We start from the raw sequence: 12993 nt of genomic DNA on the forward strand, positions 1-12993 counted from the left end.
CCGGACAGGGATACGGCCTGCCTGTCCGGCAGGGCAGCCGGATCATGAGCTGCGCGCAATGCAGGGGCTGAACCTGTGGGGTGTCGTGTGACAGGTGCTGCGGGAGTGTCACGCAGTGTGAAAAAACACATTATTTGGTTCAAAGCGGAGGTTTGGTCGCTTATAGGTTGAGCTTGGAGGAGGTGACTCGCGGGTCACATAGAGGAAACTGCAGGTTGGGCCTTGATACAATGCACCCCTAATCGGACCGGATGCCGCCCGACGCCCCTGATATTGGGGGCGTTTCTGGCCTTGTTGTCAGGGTGTATGGGCCTGCCCAAGTCCGAGCGCGAATTGCAGGCGCAGATTTCGCGCACCGAATGGGCCGTGATACCGGCGGCGACTGCGTGGATTGCCCTGCCCGAGGCGGGGCTGGTCATGGAACGCCGTGCGGGCGCAGTTGTGGAGCAACGCATCGCATTGGCGAATACCACGGTTTTGCAGGGGGATAACTTCGTTTTCCTGCGGCTGGTTCCGTCCAGTTCCCCCGGCGTGATCCGGATGGAGCGCGCGCTGGAGCAGGCAGGCGGCCTGCCATACCCGTTTGCGCAGGACGATCTGTCCGCGATGCGCGGGCGCGAGGATGAGGCAGGCGCGCTGAGCTGGGCGGAATGGAGTGACGGGGCAGGCACGACATGTGTTCTGGCGCTGCGCCGGTTGAGTGTTGCAACACGCATATTGCCGCGTCAGGCCGGTGCGGTTGATATGGTCATGCGCAACTGTGTGCGTGGCGATGCCGCAGCGGCCCTTGCGCCTGCGGCCCCTGATATTGTTGCCTATCCGGCCCGCGCCCGCGTGCCGGGCCAGCGGACGCAGCGCAATCTGACACCGCTTGCGGCGCCGTTGCCATGACGGGCGGGGGGACAAGGTCACTGGCATGGCTTCTGGGCCTGTTCTGGGTGCTGTTGATGGTGCCGGTTGTTGTGCTGGCCGCGACACCCACATCAACGCAGGTTCAGGCCCTGTTGGGCATGGTCACGGTTGCAATTGTCATTGTGCTGAAGCCCTTCGCGCGCGGGGTGATCGTGGCGCGTCTGGTGTTGCTGGCCGTCGCGTCGTTGCTGATCCTGCGCTACTGGATATGGCGGCTGACGGAGACGCTGCCATCGCTGGATGCGCCAGTCTCTTTTGCGGTGGCGGTGTTGTTATTTGCCATCGAGACATATGCGATTGGCGTGTTTTTCCTGACGGCGTTTATCAATGCCGACCCGATCGACCACCCCTTGCCCAAGCGTGTGCGCGCCGAGGATCTGCCGAGGGTGGATATTCTGGTCCCGTCCTATAACGAGCCGCCCGAGATGCTGAGCGTGACGCTTTCGGCGGCCAAGCAGATCTTCTATCCGGCTGACAAGCTGCGGGTTGTGCTGTGTGATGACGGCGGCACCGACCAGCGTTGCGCCCATGCCGACCCTGCAATTGCGGCCGCTGCGCGTGCGCGCCGTGCGCAATTGCAGGAAATGTGCGCCGAACTGGATGTGATGTACAGCACCCGCGCGCGCAACGAGCATGCCAAAGCGGGCAATATGAGCGCGGCACTGGCGCGGCTGGACGGTGATCTGGTGGTGGTGTTTGACGCCGATCATGTGCCCAGCCGCGATTTTCTGGCGCGCACGGTCGGGTATTTCGTGCATAACCCGCGTTTGTTTCTGGTCCAGACGCCGCATTTTTTCATCAATAGCGATCCGGTGCAGCGCAATCTTGGGCTTGCGCGTGACTGCCCTGCGGAAAACGAGATGTTCTATTCCGATATCCATCGCGGGCTGGATCGCTGGCAGGGGGCGTTCTTTTGCGGGTCTGCGGCGGTGCTGCGCCGTGCGGCACTGGACGATGTGGGCGGATTTTCGGGCGAGACAATCACCGAAGATGCCGAGACAGCGCTGGATATTCATGCGCGCGGCTGGGAAAGCATGTATGTCAACCGCGCCATGATCGCGGGTTTGCAGCCGGAGACATTTGCAACCTTTATCCAGCAGCGCGGGCGTTGGGCCACGGGCATGATCCAGATGTTGCTGTTGAAAAACCCGCTGTTCCGGCGGGGGCTGAAGCCGCAGCAGCGGCTTTGCTATATCAATTCCATGAGTTTCTGGCTGTTTCCGCTGGTGCGTATCGGGTTTCTGGTCATTCCGCTGTTCTATCTGTTTTTCGGGCTGGAAATCTTTGTGGCGACAGGGGCAGAGGTGCTGGCCTATATGGTCAGCTATTTGCTGGTCAGCTTTCTGGTTCAGAATGCCCTGTTTGCGCGGGTGCGCTGGCCGCTGATATCGGAAGTGTACGAGGTGGCGCAGGCCCCCTATCTGGGCATACAGATCCTGAAAACCATCTGGCGGCCGCGTGCAGCGACATTTGCAGTGACCGCCAAGGACGAGACACTTGACAGCGATGCGATATCGCCGATCTACAAGCCGCTGCTGGGCCTGTTTGCCTTGTTGGCATTGGGGCTGGCGGTTGCGGTGTTTCGTTGGTTTGCCTTTCCGGGGGACCGCACCACAATCGAGGTGGTGGGCAGTTGGGCGTTGTTCAATTTCCTGCTGACGGGGCTGGCGCTGGGGGCTGTTGCGGAAAGGCGGCAGCGCCGCAGTGTACCGCGCGTCGCAATGTCCACACCGGCTGTGTTGCGGGCTGCGCAGGACGGGGGCGGGGGTGATTTTGAACTGCACGCGGTGGTCAGTGACGCCTCGACTGGGGGGGTGCGTGTTGATATGCGCATGCCCGCGCATGACAGCCCTGATTATGCGCGCTGCATGGAGCTGGCCAAGGGGGCACGACTGACCCTGCGCCCCAGTTTCGCGGAAGCGCCACATCTGGAACGTGATGTGCAGACCGAAGTTCAATCCGTGGTGCGCAATTCCGCAGGGTTGATGATCGGGTTGCGGTTTGTCGCGGACCAGCCGGTGCAGACGCGGGCCTGTGTGGCCTATCTGATTTTTGCCGATAGCGAGAACTGGCGCCGGATGAGAGAGGACGAGACGCGGCCCAAAGGGCTGTTTGCCGGTCTGGTCTATGTGTTCCGGCTGGCAGTGATGTCCATTCCGCGCACCTTGCGGGATTTGTTGAACGAGCCCGCACGCCGCCGCAAGCTGCGCACGGTCGGTTCGCATGATCCTGCCGCAGTGCATTTGCTGGCCTTCGGAGAGGATTTTGACCCTGCGCCGCCCCCCGGTCAGGCGCAACCGCAGCCGCGCGGTGCGGACGGGCTGGATTTCATTCTGACCGACGGGAAGGGGGACACGCGATGACCACCTTTCGTGCATGGGCCGTTTGCGGGGCGCTGGCGGGGGTGTTCTGCCTTGCTGTGCCGTCATCGGCCATGGCGCAGCTGATCCAGCTGGACCCGCAGATCACCGACACCGCGCCGACTGTTTCGCCGCATATGTCCTTGTCGCAACCGCCGGACAGGCCTCCGGTCACGGAACAGGCCGACCGGCGGCGCGAAGGGACCGCGCCAGATGAGGTTGCCGCGCCCACGGATGTTCTGGTTCCGCTGCGCCCCGTCACAGTGCGCGCGGGCGCCCAAACTGCGATCCCCCTGAGTGGCGAGGCCGCGCAGGCGCGGTTCATCCTGTTTCTGCCACAAGATGCGGACGGGGCGGAATTGCGCATTGCCCATCGCACCGGCATTGACGCATTGCCCGAACGCTCCAGCCTGCGGGTTATCGTCAATGATGTCGATATCGGGGCCGTGCGCCCTGACAATTTCGGCGATTTCGGGCGTGATACGCTGCCTGTGCCGGACGGGGTTTTGCAGGCCGGACGCAACATTGTGGAACTGCGCGTGCGCCAGTCCCACCGCGTTGCCTGCGGGCCGGATGCCTCGTTTGCCCTATGGACCGAGATTGACACGACAAACAGCGGTGTGTTGATGCCTGCCGACAGTTTCGGGGCCGATCCGGTGGGCTTTCTGGCGGCGGTTGCGGCGCAGGCTACGCGCGGGCAGGCCATTACTGTCCGGCGGCCTGATCCGGATGCGTCGTTGCTGGATGCGGCCCCGTTTATCGGGCAGGTTTCGGCCGCGCTGGGCGGCACCCCGCCAGAGATTGAAAGCGCACCCTATTGGGTGCAGGCCCCTGCGCGGCCGGAACTGGCACGGCTGACCGCCCTGCCGCAGGGCGAAGGGCTGGCACAGCCGCGTTTCATGCGGGGCGGGGACGGGGCGATTGTCTTGCTGGTCGAACGGGATTCGGATTATGCGGCGATCAGCGCGTCCTTGATGGATATGGTCCAGCCCTTGGCGGCACCGCAGCTGGCGCAAGTGACACCGGGGCGGGAACAGACATTGGCCGAACTTGGCACGCCGCGCCTGATGGGGCAGGGGCGGTATATCCTGATGCCGGTCGATTTTGCCCTGCCGTGGAACTGGGCCTTGCTGGCATCGCAAAAGGCGCAGCTGGTGCTGGATTACCGTTTCGCGCCGAACCTGCCCGAAGGCGCGTTGTTGCTGGTCAAGGTGAATGGAACCCCTGTGCGCATGCTGCCGCTTGATCGCGCGGGCGGCGAGCGGTTGCCCAGCCTGCCCATTGCCTTCGGGGCGAACCTGTTGCGTGCCGGTGCGAACCGCCTGGAATTCGAGGCCCTGATCCCCGGTGACCCGCCACATATGGCCTGCCCGCCGATGGAGGGGCCGGTTCTGGAAATATCGGAAGGCAGCCGGTTGTTCGTGCCGCAATCGCCGTCCATGCTGTTGCCTTCTGTCGATATGTCGCTGGCAATGCTGGCCCCACAGAATATTCTGGCCACCCCGCGCGCGGCCCAGCAACTTGCACCCGGTGTGGTGCCGCAGATCGCGTCAGCGTTGATCCAGCCCCAATGGGGAAACGGCCCGCGCAGCCCCCATGTGCGTTTGACTGTGGGAACAACCGGCGACCTGCCGGACCTGTATGACCCCCTTGGGGGCGAGGCCCTGCGCGCATTGCAGGACGCGCTGAGTCTGGACATCATTCGCCCTGTCGCCGATACGGCCCCTGCAACCGCATGGGATATGGTCGACCGCGCGCCGGGCTTGTTCAGCCTGCCGCGTCTGGGGGCGGTGGCCGAATGGCCCGCGCAGCTGCGCCAGACGGGGGCCGCGCTGTTATTCGGGGATACTGCGGGGCTGGTTGACTGGTTGCATGGGCAAGAAGCACAGGCCGCACTGGTGCAACCCGACCCGCACCAACCGGAACATATCTGGCTGATATTCGCCCCGCATGCCACCCCATCGACCATTATTCAATCGCTGGCCGCCAGCCGCGATGCGCCTACGGGTCAGGTTGCCCTTTTCATCGAGGGCGAGGGGTGGCGCAGCTGGACCAACCCGCAGCGCCCGCTGATCCTGCAAGAGCCGGTCAGCGCAAGCAACCTGCGCGCGGTTCTGGGCAATTATGCAACCCTGTCACCGTGGCTGTTCCTTGGGGTGGTGTTGTCGCTGGCGACCCTCTCGGCGGGGATTGCGCTGATGATCCTGAAGATTACACGAAAGCCCGAACAATGAAACGACGTGCCTTTTTCACCAGCGCCGCTGCCGCAAGCCTGTGCGTGCCGGGTGCGCCGGCGCTGCATGCCCAGACGCAGGCCGATGACGCCTTGCAGCCGTTATGGCCGCTCTGGCAGGCATGGCGCGACACCTATCTGGATTTCAGCGGGCGGGTGATTGACGGGCCGCAGCGTGCCGCCAGCCATTCCGAGGGGCAGGGCTATGGCATGGTTCTGGCCGCGAAAATGGGCGACGGGGATGCATTCCGGCGCATGGCGGAATGGACGGATGCCAATCTTGCAATACGCGCGGACAATTTGCTGGCATGGCGCTGGCTGCCCGATACCCCCGAACGGGTGCCCGACATGAACAATGCCAGCGATGGCGACCTGTTCTATGCATGGGCGTTGCTGCTTGGTGCCGCGCGTTTCGGAACGGCGGCATGGCGTGAACGCGCGCGCGGAATTGCGGCCGATCTGGTGGAAAAATGCGTGGTCCCGCGTCCGGACCAGCCGGATACGCCAGTGTTATTGCCTGCCGAATACGGGTTCGACACGGCGGGCAGCGTCATCTTCAACCCGTCCTATGTCATGCCAGCGGCGTTGCGGGATCTGGCGATAGCCAGCGCGCAGCCGCAACTGGAACAGGTCGCGCTGTCAGGACTGGCGCTGATGGACCAGATCGCCACCCAAGGGCTGGTGCCCGACTGGCTGGAACTGACGCCGGGCGGGGTGCGTGCCGCTGACGGGTTTTCCGCGCATTCCGGATATGAGGCCATCCGCATACCGCTGTTCCTGATGTGGTCGGGCAATATGTCCCACCGTGCAGTGACACGCGCGGCCACTGCAATGGCGCAGGCCCCGCGCGGACAGGCGGCGACTGTTCTGGACGCCACCAGCGGCGCGATTGTGGAAACCAGCGGTGATGCAGGGTTCCGCGCCATTGCGGCGCTGGCCGATTGCGCGGTTCACGGCGGCATGGGCGCGGCCATTCCGCCCTTCACTGTGGATCAACCTTATTACCCGGCCACGCTGCACATGTTTGTGCTGCTGGCCCAAATCGAGTTCTTGTCGTCATGCCGACCTATCTGAGCAGTCTTGGCAGGATCATAGCGCTTGCCTGTGTCTTGGGCATGGGCGTGCCCGCTATTGCGCAAAGCCCGTCAGGCAGTGATCTGCAAGCGTTGCGGTTCTATCTGGATCAGGGTAATGATCTGGCGGTCTCGGCCGAATTGCGCCGGTTGCAGGCGCAGTTTCCCGACTGGACGCCGCCATCCGACATATCGCAACTGCAAGATACCGGCGGCCCCACCAGCATTGACCAGATTTACCGTCTGATCGAAGCAGGCGATTTCGACGCCGCGCGCGACCTGATTGCGCAAACCGACAGGGAATTTGCGGAATGGTCGCCCCCTGCGGACATGATGGATTTGCTGGCGCTGTCGGAAGGGCAGGCCGAATTCACAGCGGCAGTCGAGGCAGGGCAGGCGGGCGCCGCAATCGGGATCGTGCGCGCAGTTCCCGCGCTGCTGGCCTGCGAACGTGTCAATAACGCATGGGAACTTGCAGATATATACCTGATGCAAGGCGATACCGTGCAGGCTATCGGCATATTCCGGTCGGTTCTGCGGTCCTGCGCGGATCGTGGAATTGTGGTTGCCACGCTGGAAAAAGCCGATGCGGTTTCCAGCCTTGATGAACTGGCGGCGCTGTCCGATCTTGCCCAAAGCCAGCATGAAGATATCGCAGCGCTGGTCCGCCAGACCGAGGACCGGCTGCGCGCAGGCCGGCAGGAACCGGCACGCTGGGGCAATGATCTGCAGGTGATCGCGCTGGAGGATGCGCCCGTCCCGCAGACAGCGCAGCAGGCCCCGCCCGCGCGCCCCGCATCCCCGCAACCAGCCCCAACTGCCCCAACTGCCCCAACACCTGCGGCCCCGTCCACGCCTGCGCAACCCGCCGCGCCCGCGGGTGGTCAAAACGCAATCGAACGTGCGGCACAACGCGGCGCATGGGCGGAATGTCTGGCGCTGTCGGCCAATTCCAGCAATGTGAATATCGTGTTCCAGCGCGGCTGGTGTGCGTATAATGCCGAACGCGCCATGGAGGCGATTACCGCCTTCCGTGACGTCGCACAGCGCAGCGGTTCTGCGTCTGTGCGACGTGATGCGGCCTATGGCTGGATGTTGTCGTTGCTGAAATTGAACATGACCGAACAGGCCGCGCAGCTGGCCGCCGGTGTGGACCTGACGCGCGACCAGCGCATAGAGGTCGAGGGGCAGATTCTGGACCAGCGCGGTGTGCGTGCCTATGAAAACCGTGATTACGCGCGCGCCATCGCCTTCTTCGAGGCACATGAACAGCTGACAGGATATATGCGCCGCGACCTTGCATTGCTGCGCGGCTATGCGCTGCTGAATCAGGGGAAACGTGCCGAAGCGCGCGATATTTTCATGACCTTGCACCGCCAGCTTTCGACCCGAGAGACGCGCAACGCCCTTTCGGCATTGGACTGATCCGCCCGATGGCCCGCGCAGACCCTATACAAAAGGAACCCGTCATGCCCACACCCGCCAAGGATACCGCCGCAGAACTGGAGGGGTTTGTCGCGAAATGGGAAGGGGATCTTCCTGCGGAAATTGTCCCGGTCCTGCGCGAGCATTACCAGAACCTTCTTGTCCTGACCAAGGCCATGCAGGCCGCCGGCCGGTCACAAGATGAAATCCGCAACGACGTTCATATCCTGATCCGCAGCTATGAAGCCAAAATTCTTGAAGCGATCCGTCTGGAGGACATGTGATGACATTCACAGCAAAGCTGAAATCCAATGACGAACATGGCCGTTTGGCGGCGCTGAAACGGTACCAGATTCTGGACACCGCGCCGGAAGTGGAGTTCGAGGATATTATTTCACTGGTCAAGACGGTGCTGAACACCCCGATTGTGGCAATTTCACTGATCGACAGTGACCGCCAGTGGTTCAAGGCCATCTCCGGCGTTGATGCCAGCGAAACACCGCGATCCATTGCATTTTGTGACCATACCATCCGGCATGATGTCCCCCTGAAGGTCGAGGATGCAACGCGCGATCCGCGATTTGCAGGCAATCCGCTGGTGACCGGCGCACCCGGTGTGCGGTCTTATCTGGGCGTTCCGCTGCGATCACCTGACGGATATAACATCGGCTCGCTTTGTGTGCTGGGGGATATGCCGCGCGTGTTTACCGACGAGGAGGTGACCGTGCTGCAAAGTTTTGCAAGCGTGATTGTGTCACAGATGGAATTGCGGCTGGTGTCGCGGCATGACATGCTGACAGGGGTGTTGACGCGCAGCGCGTTTGAGGCGCGCCTTAAGGCAGAGTTTGACCAGCCCGAGAAAACGCCCGCTGCATTGCTGTTGCTGGATATTGATCATTTCAAGTCGATAAATGACAGTTTTGGCCACGCCACGGGCGATGTCGCGCTGCGTGCTGTCGGCAAGGTGTTGCAAAACAATCTGCGCGAGACCGACATGATAGGCCGTTATGGCGGCGAGGAGTTTCTGGTCCTGCTGCGCAATGTCACGCGGGAGGACGCGCTTGCCAAAAGCGAGCGTTTGCGCCGTAGCGTATCGCAGTTGCGCGTGACGGAACTGGCGGGGCGGAAACTGACCATCAGTATAGGGCTTGCGTGCTATACGGATACGCTGGGCAGCATTGACGAATGGATGCAGCGCGCGGACAAGTCGCTTTATGACGCGAAGAATGCGGGCCGCAATCAGGTTGTGGCCGCCTGAACGCGCGCGCCGCGCGGTGCCATATATACCAATCCGCCCGGCACTGCCGCGCCCCATCCGCCCGTGGTTGCGGGCGGCTATGGCGTTGTGTTGTGGTCAAACATACATGATGTGATCAAATTTCTTGCATCCCCGCCGTGAATGCCCAACAATGCGGCAATGCTGTGCCGGAAATGGCGACGAACGCGCCCGCGCAATGACAGCACGCAAAACACAACTTACGCAAAATGACGTAAGACCAACAGGAGGGTTCTGGATGTTCAACCGCACTTTGACCGCTGCAATAGGCTTTTCGGCCCTTGCAGTGTCCGCGCATGCGCAAACAAGCATGCCATTCGCACTGGATTGGCGGTTCGAGGGGCCGTCGGCGCCCTATTTCGTCGCCATCGACAAGGGCTATTTCGCTGATGCGGGCCTTGAGGTGGAAGTGACCGCAGGGCAGGGCAGCCTTGATGCGATTCCCAAAGTGGCAACAGGGGCCTTCCCTGTGGGCTTTGCTGACATCAACAGCCTGATCAAATTCCTTGACCAGAACCCCGATGCGCCGGTGATTGGCGCGATGATGGTGTATGACAAGCCGCCATTTGCCATTGTGGGCCGCAAGTCACTGGGGATCGAGGAACCGTCCGATCTGGAAGGGCGCATTCTGGGCGCGCCGCCGCCCGATGGCGCATTCGCGCAATGGCCGATTTTCGTGGCCGAAACCGGCATTGACGAAAGCACAGTGACCATTGAGCCGGTGGGTTTCCCGACGCGCGAGCCGTCACTGGCCGAAGGCACAGTTGATGCGGTGACCGGCTTTTCCTTCACATCATTCCTGAGCACGGCACGGCTGGGCGTGCCCGAGGATGACCTGACCGTCATACTTATGGCGGATCACGGCGTTGACCTGTATGGCAATGTCATCATCGTCAATACCGATTTCGCGGCGGACAACCCCGATGCGGTGTCCGGCTTCCTTGAAGCCGTTGCCAAGGGCTGGGTGGACACGATTGCCGACCCCGCAGCCGCGATTGAATCGCTGGTCAGCCGCAACCCCGCCATGGATGGCGAACTGGAATTGCGCCGCCTTGAACTGGCACTGGCCGATACGGTCGTGACCGATTGGGTCATGGAAAACGGCATGGGCATTATCGACCCCGACCGTTTCGCCAATTCGCTGGAACAGATCAAGCTGACCTATGAATACCAGACAGAACCCGATGCATCGGTTTATTTCACCGATGCGTTCCTGCCCGAAGGCGGGTTCAAGCTGGACTGATACGGACATAACACACCAGCGCGGCGCAGGTCGCGCTGGTGCATATTCCTTCGGGGGCGGGATGCAGAATCTTATCGAGATAAAGGGCGTGAAACACGCCTATCAGACGGATGCGGGGCCTTTGCCGGTGCTGGACGGGCTGGAAATATCCGTTCCCGAAGGCGGGTTCGTGGCAGTTGTCGGCCCGTCAGGCTGTGGCAAATCCACGCTGACGCGCCTGATTGCGGGCCTGATGAAACCTGACGAGGGCGAAGTCTGGCTGCATGGTGAACGTGTCAAGGGGCCGCGATCCACAGTCGGCATGGCGTTTCAGAACCCTGTGCTGCTGGAATGGCGCACGATTTTGAAAAATGTTCTGCTGCCGCTGGAAATTGTTCCCAGCAAGCTGACGCGCAAACAGGCCGAGGAGCGCGCGCGTTTCCTGTTGTCGCTTGTGGGTCTGGAAGGGTTCGAGGACAAGCGCCCGTCGGAACTGTCGGGCGGCATGCGCCAGCGCGCCAGCCTGTGCCGCGCGCTGATCCACCAGCCGGATGTGTTGATACTGGACGAACCTTTTGGCGCGCTGGACGCGTTCACCCGCGAAGACTTGTGGCAGACCATGCACCGCGTCAAGGAACGCGAGCCGTTTACCGGCGTGCTGATCACGCATGACCTGCGCGAATCCATTTTCCTTGCCGATCAGGTGGTCGTGCTGTCGGGCCGCCCCGCGCGCACGCAATATGTGCTGGATGTGCCGTCATCAGGGCCGCGTACGCTGGATGATCTTTATACCCCTGTGGCAGCTGAACAGCTGAATATTCTGCGCCACCAGATCCAGATTGCCCAAGGGCGCAGCCCCGCCGAGGAGGGCGCGGAATGAACAAGCATATTCGCGCTTTTGTGGTGCCGGTTATTGCCGTGGTGGTGTTCCTGCTGTTTTGGGAATGGCTGGTGTGGTTCAATGGCTGGCCACGGTTCAAGATGGCCGCGCCGTCGGACCTGCCGCCCGCGTTTGAACGCCACTGGCCGCTATTCCTGTCGATGGGCTGGCAGACGCTGTGGCGCACTGTGGTGGGCCTGTTTCTGGCGGTGGTGTTTGGCACGCTTCTGGGCATGATCATGGGGTTTTCGCGCACCATGCGCGATGCGTTATATCCGCTGCTGGTGGGGTTCAACGCCATCCCGAAGGCCACCGTGGTGCCCATTGTCGCGCTGATGTTTGTGGGCCAGCATGATTTCAACACTGTGTTGCTGGCGTTCATGATCTCCTTCTTTCCGATTGCCGTGTCGGTCAGTATTGGCCTGTCCACGCTGGAGCCGGAATACCGCGACATCCTGCGCAGCCTTGGCGCATCGCAGGCCACGATTTTCTGGAAGATTGCCCTGCCCAAAACGCTGCCGGAATTTTTCGGGGCGCTGAAAGTGGCTGTGACGCTGGCGTTTATCGGCACCAACCTGATGGAAATCGTCAGCCCGCACGGGCGGGGTCTGGGCGCGTTGTTTGACAGCGGGCGCACGAATTCGGATTTCCCGCTGATGTTTGCCGTGCTGATCGCGCTCGCGTTTCTGGGGATCGTTCTGTATTATTTCGTTGTCGCGCTGGAGAAGATTTTCGCAGGCTGGGCAGAACGCGCGCCCGGGTAGGTTGACACTGCCGCGCGCTTCCCCCTTGATGCGGGCATGAATGATCACCTGAAAGGGTTGCTGATCACGGGCCTTGGCGTCCTGTTCATTGTGCCCGATTCCCTGTTTGTGCGCCTGATAGAGGCGGATGGCCTGACAATCGCCTTCTGGCGAAACCTGACATCGGGCTGTTTTATCATGCTGTTCGTGCTGGCCACGCAAGGGCGCAGCACCGTTGCCAGCGTTTGGCGCAGTGGCGGCGCGGGGCTGACCTATGTGGTGTTTTTTGGCACATCGGCCACGGGGTTTGTGCTGGCGGTCACATTGACCAGCGTGGCCAATGTGGTGTTCATCATTGCCACAATGCCGGTTTTTGCGGCCATCCTGAGCCGCGTTTTTCTGGGCGAGATCATAAGCCGCCGCATGATGTGGACGATGGGCGGCGTGTTCGTGGGCATGGCCATCATTCTGGCGGGGTCACAGAAAACCGCAGGCGCGCATTGGCATGGTGACCTGATGGCGGTGGGCGTGGCCTTCTGTTTTGCCGCCGCCATGACCGCCTTGCGCAAGTTGCGCGGACGCCCGACATTGCCGTTGTTGCCGGTGGCGCTGATTGGGTCTGCGCTGGTGCTGGCGCCTTTTGCCGACATTATGGGGCCGGTTCCGGCGCAATGGTGGCTGTTGCTGGGGCATGGCGCGTTTATCACATTCGCCAGTTCGCTGATGACCTTGGGGCCGCGTTATATCACCTCGGCGGAAGTGACATTGCTGATTTTGCTGGAATCCATCCTTGCGCCGGTTCTGGTCTGGTATCTGCTGGGCGAGGATCCGGGCCAGTTGACGCTGGTGGGGGGCGCGGTGGTGATTGC

The 12993-nt window shown here is 62.0% G+C and carries 11 protein-coding genes; all 11 read left to right on the plus strand.

What is annotated here, in order from left to right; genetic code table 11:
* Positions 1–306: 306 nt before the first annotated feature.
* Positions 307–891 carry a hypothetical protein gene (locus tag ACTIE1_RS13410; RefSeq protein WP_439563007.1) on the plus strand — a complete coding sequence of 195 codons (585 nt, stop codon included), beginning with the start codon at positions 307–309 and terminating at the stop codon, positions 889–891.
* A complete protein-coding gene (gene bcsA, locus ACTIE1_RS13415; RefSeq protein WP_439563008.1) occupies positions 888–3275 on the plus strand; it encodes a UDP-forming cellulose synthase catalytic subunit in 2388 nt (795 codons plus the stop codon). The genes ACTIE1_RS13410 and bcsA overlap by 4 nt, the downstream gene beginning before the upstream one ends.
* Entirely contained in the window at positions 3272–5506 is a 2235-nt protein-coding gene (locus ACTIE1_RS13420) for a cellulose biosynthesis cyclic di-GMP-binding regulatory protein BcsB (RefSeq protein WP_439563009.1), read from the plus strand. The genes bcsA and ACTIE1_RS13420 overlap by 4 nt, the downstream gene beginning before the upstream one ends.
* On the plus strand, positions 5503–6579 hold the full coding sequence (locus ACTIE1_RS13425) for a glycosyl hydrolase family 8 (protein ID WP_439563010.1): 1077 nt from the start codon (positions 5503–5505) through the stop codon (positions 6577–6579). The genes ACTIE1_RS13420 and ACTIE1_RS13425 overlap by 4 nt, the downstream gene beginning before the upstream one ends.
* Positions 6564–8003, plus strand: a complete 1440-nt coding sequence (locus ACTIE1_RS13430; RefSeq protein WP_439563011.1) for a hypothetical protein — start codon at positions 6564–6566, stop codon at positions 8001–8003. Before ACTIE1_RS13425 ends, ACTIE1_RS13430 begins: the two co-directional genes overlap by 16 nt.
* Before the next feature lie 44 nt (positions 8004–8047).
* Positions 8048–8287, plus strand: a complete 240-nt coding sequence (locus tag ACTIE1_RS13435) for a hypothetical protein (RefSeq protein WP_439563012.1) — start codon at positions 8048–8050, stop codon at positions 8285–8287.
* A complete protein-coding gene (locus ACTIE1_RS13440; protein ID WP_439563013.1) occupies positions 8287–9261 on the plus strand; it encodes a sensor domain-containing diguanylate cyclase in 975 nt (324 codons plus the stop codon). Before ACTIE1_RS13435 ends, ACTIE1_RS13440 begins: the two co-directional genes overlap by 1 nt.
* A 256-nt stretch (positions 9262–9517) precedes the next feature.
* A complete protein-coding gene (locus ACTIE1_RS13445; RefSeq protein WP_439563014.1) occupies positions 9518–10522 on the plus strand; it encodes an ABC transporter substrate-binding protein in 1005 nt (334 codons plus the stop codon).
* Between the two features lie 61 nt (positions 10523–10583).
* Positions 10584–11381, plus strand: coding sequence for an ABC transporter ATP-binding protein (locus ACTIE1_RS13450; protein ID WP_439563015.1), 798 nt, complete (start codon positions 10584–10586; stop codon positions 11379–11381).
* Positions 11378–12145 carry an ABC transporter permease gene (locus tag ACTIE1_RS13455; protein ID WP_439563016.1) on the plus strand — a complete coding sequence of 256 codons (768 nt, stop codon included), beginning with the start codon at positions 11378–11380 and terminating at the stop codon, positions 12143–12145. The genes ACTIE1_RS13450 and ACTIE1_RS13455 overlap by 4 nt, the downstream gene beginning before the upstream one ends.
* A gap of 36 nt (positions 12146–12181) precedes the next feature.
* Positions 12182–12993, plus strand: an 812-nt coding sequence (locus ACTIE1_RS13460) for a DMT family transporter (RefSeq protein ID WP_439563440.1), incomplete at its 3' end; no start/stop codon positions are given.

This window comes from Roseinatronobacter sp., assembly GCF_051859525.1.
Lineage (GTDB): Bacteria > Pseudomonadota > Alphaproteobacteria > Rhodobacterales > Rhodobacteraceae > Roseinatronobacter.

Excerpts from the sequence above, each read along its gene's own strand:
- ACTIE1_RS13420 (WP_439563009.1), top strand. The coding sequence starts at position 3,272 with ATGACCACCTTTCGTGCATGGGCCGTTTGCGGGGCGCTGGCGGGGGTG.
- ACTIE1_RS13435 (WP_439563012.1), top strand. The coding sequence starts at position 8,048 with ATGCCCACACCCGCCAAGGATACCGCCGCAGAACTGGAGGGGTTTGTC.
- ACTIE1_RS13425 (WP_439563010.1), top strand. The coding sequence starts at position 5,503 with ATGAAACGACGTGCCTTTTTCACCAGCGCCGCTGCCGCAAGCCTGTGC.
- ACTIE1_RS13430 (WP_439563011.1), top strand. The coding sequence starts at position 6,564 with ATGCCGACCTATCTGAGCAGTCTTGGCAGGATCATAGCGCTTGCCTGT.
- ACTIE1_RS13455 (WP_439563016.1), top strand. The coding sequence starts at position 11,378 with ATGAACAAGCATATTCGCGCTTTTGTGGTGCCGGTTATTGCCGTGGTG.
- bcsA (WP_439563008.1), top strand. The coding sequence starts at position 888 with ATGACGGGCGGGGGGACAAGGTCACTGGCATGGCTTCTGGGCCTGTTC.
- ACTIE1_RS13440 (WP_439563013.1), top strand. The coding sequence starts at position 8,287 with ATGACATTCACAGCAAAGCTGAAATCCAATGACGAACATGGCCGTTTG.
- ACTIE1_RS13410 (WP_439563007.1), top strand. The coding sequence starts at position 307 with ATGGGCCTGCCCAAGTCCGAGCGCGAATTGCAGGCGCAGATTTCGCGC.
- ACTIE1_RS13450 (WP_439563015.1), top strand. The coding sequence starts at position 10,584 with ATGCAGAATCTTATCGAGATAAAGGGCGTGAAACACGCCTATCAGACG.
- ACTIE1_RS13445 (WP_439563014.1), top strand. The coding sequence starts at position 9,518 with ATGTTCAACCGCACTTTGACCGCTGCAATAGGCTTTTCGGCCCTTGCA.